This window comes from Phaeobacter sp. JH20_34 (assembly GCF_048056095.1).
In the GTDB taxonomy this organism is placed as follows: domain Bacteria; phylum Pseudomonadota; class Alphaproteobacteria; order Rhodobacterales; family Rhodobacteraceae; genus Phaeobacter; species Phaeobacter bryozoorum.
In genome coordinates this window covers 152,475-165,897 of record NZ_JAYMWT010000011.1, presented here as the reverse complement: position 1 = coordinate 165,897, position 13,423 = coordinate 152,475, and the positions used below count along the sequence as shown (strand labels likewise).

Annotated in this window: 14 protein-coding genes, 1 tRNA gene and 1 riboswitch; of the genes, 7 read left to right on the top strand and 8 right to left on the bottom strand. The window is 60.2% G+C overall.

Annotation, left to right across the window (positions count from 1 at the left end; all coding sequences use genetic code 11):
• Nucleotides 1-34: 34 nt before the first annotated feature.
• Nucleotides 35-472 carry a 6,7-dimethyl-8-ribityllumazine synthase gene (locus VWZ81_RS10190; protein ID WP_340547005.1) on the bottom strand — a complete coding sequence of 146 codons (438 nt, stop codon included), beginning with the start codon at nucleotides 470-472 and terminating at the stop codon, nucleotides 35-37.
• A gap of 79 nt (nucleotides 473-551) precedes the next feature.
• A riboswitch (FMN riboswitch) is annotated at nucleotides 552-759 on the bottom strand.
• 170 nt (nucleotides 760-929) lie between these two features.
• Here VWZ81_RS10190 and VWZ81_RS10185 point away from each other — a divergent pair.
• The 4 genes from VWZ81_RS10185 to VWZ81_RS10170 all read left to right on the top strand — a co-directional run bounded on the left by VWZ81_RS10185 (nucleotide 930) and on the right by VWZ81_RS10170 (nucleotide 4,582).
• Entirely contained in the window at nucleotides 930-1,532 is a 603-nt protein-coding gene (locus VWZ81_RS10185) for a glutathione S-transferase (protein ID WP_416537707.1), read from the top strand.
• A gap of 225 nt (nucleotides 1,533-1,757) precedes the next feature.
• Entirely contained in the window at nucleotides 1,758-2,318 is a 561-nt protein-coding gene (petA, locus tag VWZ81_RS10180) for a ubiquinol-cytochrome c reductase iron-sulfur subunit (RefSeq protein ID WP_340547003.1), read from the top strand.
• An 11-nt stretch (nucleotides 2,319-2,329) separates the two neighbouring features.
• Complete coding sequence (gene petB, locus VWZ81_RS10175; RefSeq protein ID WP_416542658.1) at nucleotides 2,330-3,664, top strand: cytochrome b; 1,335 nt, start codon at nucleotides 2,330-2,332, stop codon at nucleotides 3,662-3,664.
• An 18-nt stretch (nucleotides 3,665-3,682) separates the two neighbouring features.
• Nucleotides 3,683-4,582, top strand: a complete 900-nt coding sequence (locus VWZ81_RS10170; protein ID WP_416542657.1) for a cytochrome c1 — start codon at nucleotides 3,683-3,685, stop codon at nucleotides 4,580-4,582.
• Nucleotides 4,583-4,730: 148 nt separating this feature from the next.
• On the opposite strand, the gene VWZ81_RS10165 is transcribed toward VWZ81_RS10170, so the two are convergent.
• The 3 genes from VWZ81_RS10165 to dapF all read right to left on the bottom strand — a co-directional run bounded on the left by VWZ81_RS10165 (nucleotide 4,731) and on the right by dapF (nucleotide 7,466).
• Nucleotides 4,731-5,252, bottom strand: a complete 522-nt coding sequence (locus VWZ81_RS10165) for a chloramphenicol phosphotransferase CPT family protein (RefSeq protein WP_416542656.1) — start codon at nucleotides 5,250-5,252, stop codon at nucleotides 4,731-4,733.
• A 109-nt stretch (nucleotides 5,253-5,361) separates the two neighbouring features.
• A complete protein-coding gene (gene mtaB, locus VWZ81_RS10160) occupies nucleotides 5,362-6,624 on the bottom strand; it encodes a tRNA (N(6)-L-threonylcarbamoyladenosine(37)-C(2))-methylthiotransferase MtaB (RefSeq protein WP_416542655.1) in 1,263 nt (420 codons plus the stop codon).
• Nucleotides 6,621-7,466, bottom strand: a complete 846-nt coding sequence (gene dapF, locus VWZ81_RS10155) for a diaminopimelate epimerase (protein WP_416534418.1) — start codon at nucleotides 7,464-7,466, stop codon at nucleotides 6,621-6,623. The genes mtaB and dapF overlap by 4 nt, the downstream gene beginning before the upstream one ends.
• A 211-nt stretch (nucleotides 7,467-7,677) precedes the next feature.
• Between dapF and VWZ81_RS10150 the strand changes: the two genes are divergently transcribed.
• Nucleotides 7,678-7,753 (top strand) — tRNA-Lys (locus VWZ81_RS10150).
• A 289-nt stretch (nucleotides 7,754-8,042) separates the two neighbouring features.
• On the opposite strand, the gene VWZ81_RS10145 is transcribed toward VWZ81_RS10150, so the two are convergent.
• The 4 genes from VWZ81_RS10145 to gstA form a co-directional block, all read right to left on the bottom strand.
• Nucleotides 8,043-10,073, bottom strand: a complete 2,031-nt coding sequence (locus VWZ81_RS10145; RefSeq protein ID WP_416542654.1) for a M10 family metallopeptidase — start codon at nucleotides 10,071-10,073, stop codon at nucleotides 8,043-8,045.
• A 346-nt stretch (nucleotides 10,074-10,419) separates the two neighbouring features.
• Nucleotides 10,420-10,641 (bottom strand): tautomerase family protein, encoded by a 222-nt coding sequence (locus tag VWZ81_RS10140; RefSeq protein WP_416541457.1) that lies wholly within the window; start codon nucleotides 10,639-10,641, stop codon nucleotides 10,420-10,422.
• 3 nt (nucleotides 10,642-10,644) lie between these two features.
• Nucleotides 10,645-11,025, bottom strand: coding sequence for a nuclear transport factor 2 family protein (locus VWZ81_RS10135; protein WP_416542653.1), 381 nt, complete (start codon nucleotides 11,023-11,025; stop codon nucleotides 10,645-10,647).
• Entirely contained in the window at nucleotides 11,022-11,633 is a 612-nt protein-coding gene (gene gstA, locus VWZ81_RS10130; RefSeq protein WP_416542652.1) for a glutathione transferase GstA, read from the bottom strand. Before gstA ends, VWZ81_RS10135 begins: the two co-directional genes overlap by 4 nt.
• A gap of 108 nt (nucleotides 11,634-11,741) precedes the next feature.
• On the opposite strand from gstA, the gene VWZ81_RS10125 reads away from it, so the two are divergent.
• A complete protein-coding gene (locus tag VWZ81_RS10125; protein WP_416542651.1) occupies nucleotides 11,742-12,659 on the top strand; it encodes a LysR family transcriptional regulator in 918 nt (305 codons plus the stop codon).
• Nucleotides 12,660-12,731: 72 nt separating this feature from the next.
• Entirely contained in the window at nucleotides 12,732-13,334 is a 603-nt protein-coding gene (locus tag VWZ81_RS10120; protein WP_416534424.1) for an exopolysaccharide biosynthesis protein, read from the top strand.
• Nucleotides 13,335-13,423: the final 89 nt, after the last annotated feature.

Here is a 13,423-nt window from a genome sequence, read left to right as displayed (position 1 = left end):
GTAGCGGCCCGACCCGCGCTGCGTCGTGCCCCGTTTAGGCGCCAAGCGCCTCCTGCCGGGTTCTGACGATCATCAGCGCAGCATTGGCGGCCTCGCGTCCCTTGTCGACAAAATGGGCGCGGTAGATGGCGTTGTGGTGATCGGTTTCCTGATAGTGGTGCGGCGTTAGCGAGACGGACAGGACGGGCACGCCAGTCTCCATGCCTGCCTGCATCAGGCCATCCACCACAGCCTGTGCCACGAAGTCATGGCGGTAGATGCCGCCATCCACCACAAAGGCGGCGCAGGCGATGGCGTCGTATTTTCCGGTCTTGGCGAGATCCTTGGCCAGCAGCGGCATTTCAAAGGCGCCGGGCACATCAAACACGTCGATCTGCTCCGCCGGGATCAGCTGCTGAAAGCCCTCCAATGCGCGATCAACGATATCGGAATGCCAATGTGCCTTGATGAAGGCAAAGCGGGTGTGTGTCATTGTGGTATCTCCTATAGGTTTGACACGTCACCCAAGGCGATCACGAGTGATGAGGGCACACGTCCCCCGTGGCCCTGTCACACGTTCTCTTTCATCCGGACTATGACCGTCGGCTCTGGAGTTACACCAGATCTGCTGGACATCATTTCCAGCGCGTTCACAGCCCGAAAAGGGGGAACCGGTTGTCGGTTCAAGCTGTGACGGAACTCAAAATGACCGCTCGCGGGCTTACGGGGACATGCCCGCTTACCGCCGGTGGGGAATTTCGCCCCGCCCTGAGAACAGCGCGAACATGGCCGCTCGATATGGCAAAGGCAAGAGGAAGCGTGACCGAAGATGCCGAAGGGGGTGGTCCTGCCGTGAGGCCAGGCTAGAGTGTGCGCAGCCGCGCCCCATGTAAGACATGGTATCATCGTCGTGGATCTGTCTCCAAACCCCGTTCAGAAGGATTTCCGCAATGAAACTCTATCACGCGCCCACCTCCCCCTATGTGCGCAAGGTCATGGTGGTGCTGCATGAAACGGATCAGCTGGCGGATGTCGAGCTGATCCCGGTGGCCACCACGCCGATTGCCCCGGCGAGCGACCTGAAGGCCGCCAACCCGCTGGCCAAGATCCCGGCGCTGGAACGCGCGGAGGGCGCGACGCTGTATGACAGCCGGGTGATCTGCGCCTATCTGGCAGAGCGTGCGGGTGGGGCGCTTTATGAGGGCGGCTGGGACACGCGGGTGCTGGAGGCCACGGCGGATGGCATCATGGAGGCGGCAGTGCTGCTGTCCTATGAAAAGCGCCTGCGCCCCGCGGACAAGCAATGGCCGGAGTGGATCGAAGGGCAGAGCGGCAAGGTGCTGGGCGGCTGCGCGGCGCTGAACGCGCGCTGGATGGCGCATCTGAAAGGATCGCTGCGGATCGGGCAGATCGCTGTGGCCTGTGCATTGTCCTATGTGGATTTCCGGCACCCTGACATGGGCTGGCGCAAGGGGAACGAGGCGCTGGCGGATTGGTTCGCCGAATTCGATTCGCGCCCGTCGATGCAGGCGACGCGACCACCGGAAAGCTGAGATCAGGCGCGGGCGCTCCCCTTGAAATACGGCGTGCCCGCGCAAATATGTGAGGCTGTTTGCAACAGTTGCGCATAATTACTTGCGTGTGCGTCCATCTGCGCGCCTATGACCGCTGGACGAAAGCCCTTCTCCCCGCTAGATACCCGCGATGAGTCACTGCGTTCATTGCGCGGTGTATGCGCATGTTTGCCCTAAACGGGCGCTGGAATTGGAGAAAACCTCGTGTCCCACGCAGAAGACAACGAAGGAACCCGGAGAGATTTCCTCTACTACGCCACTGCCGGCGCCGGGGCAGTGACTGCGGGCGCCGCTATTTGGCCCCTGGTCAACCAGATGAACCCCTCGGCTGACGTTCAGGCTCTGTCCTCGATTATCGTGGACGTGGCAGGTGTGGAAGTCGGGACCCAGATCTCGGTTATGTTCCTTGGCAAGCCGGTGTTCATCCGCCGCCGCACCCAGGAAGAGATCGAAGCGGCACGTGCTGTTGATCTGGCCGACCTGCCCGATCCGGTTGCCCGGAACGTCAACGCAGGCGATGTGCCGGCCACCGACGAAAACCGCACCATGGACGAAGCTGGCGAATGGCTGGTCATGATGGGTGTCTGTACCCACCTCGGCTGTGTGCCGCTGGGTGATGGCGCTGGCGAGTTCAATGGCTGGTTCTGCCCCTGCCACGGGTCGCACTACGACACTGCCGGTCGTATCCGCAAAGGTCCCGCGCCCGAGAACCTGCCGGTTCCGACGGCCGTGTTCCTTGATGAAACTACGATCCAACTGGGATAAGGGAGACATTCATGTCCGGCATTCCGCACGATCATTATGAGCCGAAAACCGGTGGCGAGAAGTGGCTGCACAGCCGCCTGCCCATCGTTGGCCTGATCTATGACACCATTATGATCCCCACGCCCAAGAACCTGAACTGGTTGTGGATCTGGGGTATCGTCCTGGCATTCTGCCTGGTCCTGCAAATCGTCACCGGTATCATCCTGGTGATGCATTACACACCGCATGTCGATCTGGCGTTTGCCTCCGTTGAGCACATCATGCGCAACGTGAACGCCGGCCATATGATCCGCTATCTGCATATGAACGGCGCATCGCTGTTCTTTGTCGCGGTCTACATCCACATTTTCCGGGGTCTCTACTACGGGTCCTACAAGGCACCGCGCGAGATCACATGGATCATCGGCATGCTGATCTACCTGATGATGATGGGCACCGCCTTCATGGGCTATGTTCTGCCCTGGGGTCAGATGTCCTTCTGGGGGGCGACCGTGATCACCGGCCTGTTCGGCGCCATACCCTTTGTTGGTGAAGCGCTGCAGACATGGCTGCTGGGCGGGCCTGCCGTGGACAACGCCACGCTGAACCGCTTCTTCTCGCTGCACTATCTGCTGCCTTTCGTGATCGCGGCGCTGGTCATCGTGCACATCTGGGCCTTCCACACCACTGGCAACAACAACCCGACCGGTGTTGAAGTGCGTCGTGGCTCCAAGGAAGAAGCCAAGAAAGACACGCTGCCGTTCTGGCCCTATTTCGTGATCAAGGATTTCGTAGGTCTGGCGGTTGTGCTGGTTGTGTTCTGGGCGATCGTCGGCTTCATGCCGAACTACCTGGGCCACCCCGATAACTACATCGAAGCCAACCCGCTGGTGACCCCTGCACACATCGTTCCCGAATGGTACTTCCTGCCGTTCTACGCGATCCTGCGGGCCTTCACCTCGGAAGTCTGGGTTGTGCAGATTGCCTCCTTTGTGACCGGTGGCATCATCGACGCCAAGTTTTTTGGCGTGCTGGCGATGTTTGGTGCGATTGCCGTCATGGCGCTGGCGCCCTGGCTGGACACCAGCCGCGTGCGCTCGGGCCGGTACCGCCCGCAGTTCAAGTGGTGGTTCTTGCTGCTGGTCATCGACTTCTTTGCCCTGATGTGGCTGGGTGCGATGCCTGCGGAAGAACCCTATGCGTCGTTCTCCCTGATCGCTTCGGCCTATTGGTTCGCCTACTTCCTGGTGATCCTGCCGCTGCTGGGCGTCATCGAGAAGCCGCTGGCGATTCCCGAGACCATCGAAGCGGATTTTGATGCCCATTACGGCAAGAAGTCTGGCGCTGACGCCACGCCGGCCGAGTAATTGAGAAGGACAGCAACCATGTTGAAAAAACTAGCCATTGGTGCCGCCTTCGCACTGTCCCTGGCGCCTGCCGCATCCTTTGCGGCGGGAGGCTCGGGCCATGTCGAGGACTATGACTTCTCGTTCGAAGGCCCGTTTGGCACCTACGACACCAACCAGCTGCAGCGCGGTCTGCAGATCTACACCGAAGTCTGCGCAGCCTGTCACGGGCTGAAGCTGGTGCCGTTGCGCACCCTGGCCGATGAAGGTGGCCCGAACCTGCCAGAAGAGCAGGTCCGCGCCTATGCGGCCGAGAACTTCTCGGTTTACGATCCGGTGGAGGATGAAGATCGTCCGGCCAAGCCGACCGATAACTTCCCGGAAAACAACAACGCAGGCGCGCCTGACCTCAGCATGATGGCCAAGGCACGTGCGGGTTTCCACGGCCCCTACGGTCTGGGTCTGAACCAGCTGTTCAAAGGCATGGGCGGTGCGGAATATATTGCGTCGCTGCTGGCGGGATATAAAGAGGCACCGGACTGCGCTCCTGAAGATTTCGCAGGCCATTACAACACAGCCTTTGCATCTGGTGGTTATCCGGACGAATGCAAGATCTACGAAGAGACCGAAATCGAACAAGAGGACGGTACGGTCAAGGTAGAGAAAAAGGAAGTTGGCCGCATGGCGCCGGGCAGCTGGATTGGAATGGCACCGCCGCTGTCGGATGAGCAGGTTGAGTTCGTCGATGGCCACGCCAACGATGTGGAAGCCATGTCGCAGGACGTCGCGGCCTTCCTGATGTGGACGGCAGAGCCGAAAATGATGGCGCGCAAGCAGGCCGGTTTTGTCGGCGTGCTGTTCCTGACGCTGCTGTCGGTGCTGCTGTATCTCACCAACAAGCGTCTGTGGGCGCCGCACAAAGGCAAGAAAACCAGCTAAGCCGGTTTTCCTGAGCAATTACGAACCCCCGCATGGTGTGACCCTGCGGGGGTTTTTCGTATTGGGGGCGCTGCCCCTCTGCCCTGCGGGCATTCACCCCGGAGTATTTCGGGAAAGATGACAGCGGGCGGTGCGTCCTGATGTGCGGCTAGCGGAAAAACCCGGAGGCGGGTAGCGGCTGGTTGATGCGAGTGAGGATGTCGCGCGCAAGCTGTTCGGTGTCGCGGGTGCCGTCGCACTCCAGATCATACCGCATCCCGGCATGGACATGAGCGGCATCCGCCGCGGCGCTGCCCGGCGGCCTGTCACCCCGGCGCTGCTCGCGCTGGTGCAGCGCGGCGAGAGAGGGGCGCAATCCGACGAACAGCATTTGGTGGTCCGCCAGCAGGTCCTGCAACTGGCTGTGCCAGCCGGGAGTGTCGAGGATATGTTCGATGATCAGATCATTACCGGCGTCGGCAAAGCCTGTAACTGCGCGATGGAACCCGTCAAAGAAGGCGGGGCGGGCCGCTTGCCAGTCGGGATAATCGACCTGGCGCCAGGCGCCGCTGCCGCGCAGGTGATCAATGGAGAGGTGCAGGAAGGGGCGGGGTGACTGGCGGCGCAGTTCTGCTGCCAGGGTGGATTTGCCGCTGCTGGAGGGGCCGTGAAGGAAGAGGATGAGGCTCATGATCCTGCCATCCTCCGGCATCGATGCGGGAGGGGCAAGACTGTCTTCGCAGTAGGAGTGGCACCCAGAGTGCTGCCTGTGTGCGGCTTCAATGCGTCGACGCGCGGCCTCAGGCAGTGAGCTGGGTTCCCCTGATGCCGGTGGTGGTGGTGGCGACGATCTCGCCCTCCACCTGCGGGGTTTCAAAGCTGACCTCGGTGAATTGCTCGGTGCGGCCCATGTGCGGGTTTTCCATCAGGATGCGATGCCTGCGGCCGATCTGCGCGGTGAGATGGGCCTGTACCTGCACGTCACCGGCGGCGCGCAGACGGGCGGCGCGCTCCTTGATCACCGTGCCATTCACCTGATTGGGGATCTTGGCGGCCGGGGTGCCCTCGCGCTTGGAATAGGGGAAGACGTGCAGCCAGGTGAGATCGCAGTCGGTAACCAGTTTCAGCGAGTTCTCGAAATGGGCGTCCGACTCGGTCGGAAAGCCTGCAATGATATCGGCACCAAAGGTCATCTCCGGGCGCAGGCGGCGGGCGTCTTCGCAGAATTTGATCGCGTCATCGCGCAGGTGGCGGCGGGCCATCCGTTTCAGGATCAGATCATCGCCGTGTTGCAGCGACAGGTGCAGATGCGGCATCAGCCGCGGCTCTGTGGCGATGGCCTGCATCAGGTTCTCGTCCACCTCGATCGAATCGATGGAGGAGATGCGCAGGCGCGGCAGGTCCGGCACCAGTTTCAGGATCCGCATCACCAGATCGCCCAGACGGGGCGTGGCGGGCAGGTCGGCGCCCCAGGAGGTGAGATCGACGCCGGTCAGGACAACCTCGTTATAGCCCCGGTCCACCAGCCGCTTGATCTGATCGACCACCACACCGGCAGGGACGGAGCGGGAATTGCCGCGACCATAGGGGATGATGCAGAAAGTGCAGCGGTGGTCACAGCCGTTCTGGACCTGCACATAGGCGCGGCTGCGGGTGCCGAAACCGTCAATGAGATGGCCTGCGGTCTCGGTCACCGACATGATATCGTCGACCTGCACCTTTTCCGTGGTGCCGATGAAGTCCGGTCCCTTGGCGATCTGCTGCCAGGTTTTGGCCTGCATCTTTTCGGTGTTGCCGATGACGCGGGTGACCTCTTCCATTGCGGCAAAGGTCTCCGGTTCGGTCTGGGCGGCGCAACCGGTGACGATGATCGGCGCCTCCGGGTTTTCACGGCGCAGGCGGCGGATCTCCTGCCGTGCCTTGCGCACGGCCTCGGCGGTGACGGCACAGGTGTTGACCACCACGGCGTTGCTGAGCCCTGCCTGCTGGCTGAGCTCTTTCATCGCTTCGGTTTCATAGGCGTTCAGGCGGCAGCCGAGCGTGGTGAATTTGGGCGCGCTCATGTTGAGAGGCTTTCCAGAAAGTCGCGGGTGAAGCTGCCGTCGAACACGTGGCAGGTCGGGCCGGTCATCCAGACGCCATCGTCGCGCCAGTCAATCCAGAGCGTGCCGCCATCCAGATCTATCTGCACATGGCGACCGGTCAGCCCGCGTCGCGCTGCGGCCACTGCGGTGGCGCAGGACGAGGAGCCCGAGGCCAGGGTGATGCCGACGCCGCGTTCCCAGACGCGCATGCGGATGTGATCTGTGCCGACCAGATGGGCGACCTGCACATTGGTGCGTTCAGGGTAAAGCGGATGATGCTCGTAGCGCGCGCCAAATTCGGCGAGAGGGATCAGCTCGGCGTTTTCGACAAAAAAGGTGCAATGCGGATTGCCCATGCCGGTGGCGGTTGGCGCCCCCTCAATCGGCAGCTCCAGCGTGTCCATCTGCTCTGCCAGCGGGATATCCTGCCAGTCCAGCTGTGGCTGGCCCATGTTGACGGCGGTCAGCCCGTTTCCTGCGTCTCTTGCATGAAGCAGGCCGCGATCGGTGGTCAGACGCAGGGCCTCGCGTCCGGTCTGCTGCATCAGGTAGCGGGCCACGCAGCGGGTGGCGTTGCCGCAGGCGGCCGAGGTGGATCCATCGGCGTTGTAGAAGGTCAGATGTGCGTCTTCCTCGCCGTGGGTGATGACGGTGAGCTGGTCGAATCCCACGCCCATCTGCCTGTGCGCGATTCCGGCGGCCATGGCCGGTGTGATGGGCCACGACATGTCACGGGCATCCACAACAACGAAGTCGTTGCCGAGGCCGTGCATCTTCATGAAGGGCAAGCGGGTGTCTGATCCTGTGGTCATTTCGCGCATATAGACCTCCGTCGAAGATGAATCCAGCCTTGTGGCAAGAAAGTTGAAAAAAGGGGTTGACCGTCTCAGCCCTTACCCCTAGATACGCCGCCTATCGGGACAGCATGACTGACACGGTCGCGCCGCTCCGAAGCAAATTAAGTGCTTGATCCTTTTGGATTATGTCCTTAAAGAGCGACCAGGGAACAACACGATGTTCCGAAGAAGAAGTGGGCCGTTAGCTCAGTTGGTAGAGCAACTGACTTTTAATCAGTGGGTCGCAGGTTCGAATCCTGCACGGCTCACCACTTCCTCCAATAAGATCAATCCACTGAACATTCGTATTTGTACTATGCCGGTAGATCTCGGCCAGAGCGCCGAGTGAATACTGTATTGAAGATCCGCCTCCTTTGATTGCTCGGAAGCAGCACGTTTCCCATACTGCTATAGTTACATTGCCTGTTCTCAGACGGGACGCCAGCCGCCTTAGCACAGTCGAGCCCTCCTTGGCTGTGACATCTAGTCCGAAAGCCTGGAAGCAGAGGGCGGGCTATGCGGTTGCCCGCGCAGCCCGCCTGCGGTCGATCAGTGAACCTACTAGGTGAAGACGATATTGCTATGTAGGTCCTGTAGCTGCAGATTCAACAGGGTTATGCTGTCACCATCACCGAAGTCGAAAATCACGCTCCCTGACACGTCATTTGCATAGCCAAGCGCATCCTGCTCAGTAGAGAAACTGAACCCGCTCAGTAAAAGCGTGTCATTGCCGAGGCCAAAATCGGTGATCCGGTCGGCGTCTTCTCCCTTCGTGAATACAAATGTGTCGGCACCGTTGCCGCCGGTCAGAGTATCGTCGCCGGAACCGCCGTAAAGCGTGTCCCGGCCGCTCTTGCCATTCAGCACGTCGTCGTCCTGATTTCCCAGCAACTTGTCGTTGCCAGTGCCACCAAAGACTGTGTCGTTGCCCTTGCCACCCAGCACTCGGTCATCACCATCTTGACCGCTGATATGGTCATTTCCGGTATTGCCATAGACAGTGTCATTTCCGTCACCACCTGTCATGACGTCATTGCCGCCCTCACCACGCAGAATATTGGCGCCAGTGTTGCCGGAAATCGAGTTGTCCGCCTCATTGCCAGTGCCATTGATGTTGGCACTTCCGGTGAGGGTCAGGTCTTCGATATGTGCGCTGTGAGCAGTCAGATCGAAAGTTACTGAGCTATTGACCCGGTCCTGACCTGCGCCCGCATTTTCGGCCACCTGGTCTGCGGCATCGTCCACCCAGTAGGTATCGTTGCCTGTGCCTCCTGACATACTGTCGGCGCCGGTACCTCCATTCAGAGTGTCATTGCCGGAACCGCCGTAAAGCGTGTCCGCACCTTCTTTGCCATTCAGCACGTCGTCGTCCTGATTTCCCAGCAACTCGTCGTTGCCAGTGCCGCCAAAGACTGTGTCGTTGCCCTTGCCACCCAGCATCCGGTCATCACCATCTTGACCGCTGATATGGTCATTTCCGGTATTGCCAAAGACGGTATCATTACCTGCACCGCCTGTGATGGTGTCGTTGCCACCCTCACCACGCAGTAAATTGGAGCCGATGTTGCCCGCGATTACGTCGTTGCCAGTGCCACCTATGGCATTTTCGATCAGCGAACGCCTGTCACCATTATGGAGAAGTGCATTGTAGATATTGCCGCTAGCGTTATATCCATATCCCAGATGGGCCGTCTGTTCAGCGCTGAAGCGTGAGGATTCGCCGGGGTTCAGATCAATGTTTAGATTCTCGGCGTAGGCTGAAAGATCATAGGTGTCGACGCCGCCCCCATCCCAGATGGTGGCGAAAATCCGGTTGCCGACCGCATCGATTGCAATTTCACCATTGACCAAAGTGTCGCCTGAATTGGGGGACCACTTGTAGACTGTATCGTTGCTGTTGGTGGTGTAATCGGCACCATACATATGCTGCAGGGCCGCGATATCCAGCATCATGTAGGTTTGTGCAAAGCTCGAGGGTTCATTTCTATATCCACCTAGCGGGCTATTTTCGTAGCTCAGATAGCTCATGATCGTGTATTCCATGTGGTCGTACTCAGATGGAACAACACCGAATCCGTTAATGTTTTCATGTGAATGCGTCAGTCCCAGAGCATGTCCGGTTTCATGCAGCACAGTATGCCAGGCGTAGTTGCCCGCTGCCGGGGATCGGTAAACCGTGTTTCCAAACCAGACGTCCCCTGCGGTTGGACTGTTTTGCGGGTAATATCCATGAGCACCGAGAACATCGGGTGAGGACGTGTTGCCGTACCGAATAGCCTCCGGGCTGGTCGTATCCGGTGTTGCGTCATGCTCAATATTCAGCTTTGTAATACCTTCAACAGAAAAGCCCCTTGCTGCGGCGGGGCCGAGATCAGAGTCCAAAGCGAATTTGATCGCAGATTTCTGCAGATCGGAAACCTCTGAAAACGCAGCTGCCTCATTATAAGAAGCTGAATAATTATAGACACCGGGCTCAGACGGGTAGGCATAGTGAATAGTATCATCGCTCCATTTTTGCCCAAAAAACAAGCCGTCGACTCTTTGATCTCCGATCTGGAGAAATGATGAGACAGAGTTCAAACCTTTAGCCATGAAATTTTCCTTCAAGGGGAATTGCGTCAGTAAATGAGTTGTCGCGTCGGAAAACGGGTCAGCCTTCCCGTGACTATGTCGATGAATGCATAAATATAGATAGACATGTCGTGACATTAAAATTCACAGATGAAAGCAACCAGAAGGAGACAGCGTGCCCGGCGGCTCAGCTCTACTATCGTCAGGCGTTAGGGTGCGCAATACAAACAACGCCCAGCCATGAGCCCGGTTCTGCAACGCCTGGCGGCAATTGAGACAGCGCTGGCCGGTACGCCCTCCACCGCAAAAGTCATCGGCGCCCGGGGCACTGGACAGGTCGCCCTCAGCGCTTCTGTCCGCTGCGTCTCTATTGCGCCTGCTTGCGGTACTGTTGCACCGGCAGGCCGCCGACGCCCCAGTCTTCCAGCGGAACCTCGTCGATCACCACAAATGTGGTTGCCGGGGTCTTGCCCAGAATATCCTGCAGCAGCCCCGTCACCCCGGCGATCAGCTGCGCCTTCTGGTCTGCGCTTGGGCCGGTGCCTTCGGGGCCGCCCTCGCGGGTGACTTTGATATTCACATAAGGCATCGGTTAGTCCTTTCGCGGAACATAGGAAAACACTTTGGCCACGATACGCCATTCGGCACCGTAGCGGACAAGGGTCAGCAGGTCGTGGAAATCCCGCCCCATCATGGTCATCCGGGCGCTGACACGGGCCAGCCGGTCGCTGGCAAAGGCGATCTCCAGAATCTCCTCCTCGCGCGCCTCACCGCGTTCGGCCGGCGGCACACGCCCGTCGACGCGGGCCATGTAAGTCTCAAGATCCAGAAAAAGTTCATCGCCTTCGGTGGCGCAGACATAGGCCAGCTGCGGGTGAAAAACCTTGCGCAGCAGGGCGCTGTCGGCTTGATGGAGGCCCTCGAAATAGGCCTCCATCAGGGCGCCGACCTCATTGTGGGCGGCAGGCGTCATTGGATCAGGCCCTCTGCGCGCATCGCCGCCTGGGCCGACGGGCGGGCAGCACTGCGGCTGACAAAGGCGGCCAGATTGGGCCAGCGGGCCAGGTCGATGCCGGTGAAGTTCGCCCAGTTCGAGACCACGAACAGATAGGCATCGGCCACCGAGAACCGGCCCTCGACCAGCCACTCGCGGCCATCCGCCAGCTGGGCCTCGATGAAATCGAACTTGTCCGCAACCGCGCTGCGCGCGTCGTCCTTGCCGGCTTCGGACGTGCCCTCGCGGAACAGCGGGCTAAAGGCCTTGTGCAGCTCGGTCCCGATCCAGTTGAGCTGTTCCTGCATCCGGGCCCGGCCCAAGGTGCCGGCCGCCGGCGCCAGACCTGCCTCCGGATGGCTGTCCGCGATATACTGCAAAACCGCCGCCCCTTCAGTCAGGACGCTGCCATCGTCCAGGCCCAGGGCCGGAACATAGCCTTTGGGGTTGATCGCACGGTAATCTGCGCCGCTTTCGGTCCGCCCCGCCGCGGTATCGACGGCTTCGATGTCAAACGGGCGGCCGGTTTCATAGAGGGCGATATGGCTGGCCAGCGGGCAGGCACCGGGTTTGTAGTAGAGTTTCATGACAGTCTCCTGTTGCAGTGATGCCCTCTGACTACCTTCAGATATGATTGATTGATAATATTGTGTTTGCAGCATAACGATTAGGCAATCTGATCATGTTGGAAGCCGATGAAACACGACCAGCTCCTTGCCCTCGAGGCCATTGTCGCAACCGGCACCTTCCGCGGCGCGGCGGAGCGTCTGAATAAATCCCAGTCGGCCATCAGCCATGCAATCCGCCTGCTGGAAGAGGAATTGGAGCTGGAGCTGTTCAGCCGCGAAGCCTACCGGCCGTCTCTGACCCCGGCGGGCGAAATCTTCTACCGCGAGGCGTCGCGGGTGCTGCGGCAGATGCAGGGGCTTCGATCTACCGCCGCCCGGCTGCGCGCCCGCGAAGAACCGGAACTGACGCTTGCCGTCAGTGCCACCATGGATCTGGACCCTTTGCTGCCGGCGCTTGCGGAGACCGGGCGGCGCCACCCTGCGACCCACCTCCGGCTGCGCATGGAAATGATGGGCGGCCCGATTGCCCGGCTGATGGAGGGCAAGGCGGATATCGCGCTTGCGTCGCTTGACGGGGTGCCGCTGGACGACGTGGAGGCAGAGCCGGTTGCCGAGGTCACGATCCGGCCGGTGGCCAGCCCCGCCTTGAACCTGCCCGTCGGCCCCCACGCCTTGTCGGCATCCGAAATGCAAAGTCATGTGCAGGTGGTCGCCGCCGGCACCGGCGGCGCGGCGCATGACCAAAGCCGCGATCTCTTGTCCGGGAGCCTGAAATGGACGGTGTCTGATCTCGCGGCCAAGAAAAAGGTGATCCTCGCCGGGCTTGGCTGGGGCGGTCTGCCAGATCACATGACAGAGGAGGAGCGGCGTTCCGGGGCTTTGCTGTCCCTGAACTTGGACGGGTTCCCGCTGCGACGGACAGTGATATTCAAGATGCGGCGCAGGGAACAGCCCATTGGGGTTGTTGCCGAGGAACTCTGGAACAGGGTCGGTGCGGCTGTCTCAGCTGCGAAGCCGGTTGCCGCAGACACAGCAAGGCGCTAAGCAGGAGGCAGGCACGGTCCGAGTTGCGAGGCGAATGTGAAAGCTGTTTCTGGATGTCCCGGTGCTATAGGCTTGATCAGGAAGCGCTCTCTCTCCTTCACGCTGCTGCGCGTGATCCGCTACCATCAAAACTCCGATCATATCGCGCTTGGCACCTTTCTGGAGCAGCTTGGCGACAGGTCCTTCGGATGGGCAATCTTGCTGTCGTGCCTGATCAATCTTCTTCCTTTGCCTCCAGGGTCAACCCTTGTCACCGCTCTGCCGCTCTTGTTTTTCTGCGCGCAGATGGGACTGGGATTTTCCAGCGTCCGGCTGCCGCGACGTATCGCGCGGATCCGGTTTTCCGGCACAGGCATGCGCCGTATCGTGCTGCGCTTGCGCCCCGTGTCGCGGCGGCTGGAACGGGTTGCCCGACCGCGCCTGCGGGCGGTGTTTCAGCCACGAAGAGAACAGCTGACCGGAGGCCTGCTGTTTCTGGTTTCCCTGGCGCTGTTCGTGCCGCTGCCGCTCAGCGGTTGGTTTCCAGCAATTGCCCTGTTTGTTGCCAGCATCGGGCTGCTGGAACGGGATGGGATCATCGTGCTGGCGGGTGTCTGCGCCGGGATGTTGTCGATTGCCTTGACGGTGTTTGTGGGCGCTTCGATCCTGATCGGGGCGAACAGTCTGATACACTAACGTTTTTCTGATGAACAATCGAATGCTGTTGCGCTGATAGGTGCGATCGCAGCGGTAGCGCAACGCCTTCCGTGTTCACGACATTTGCA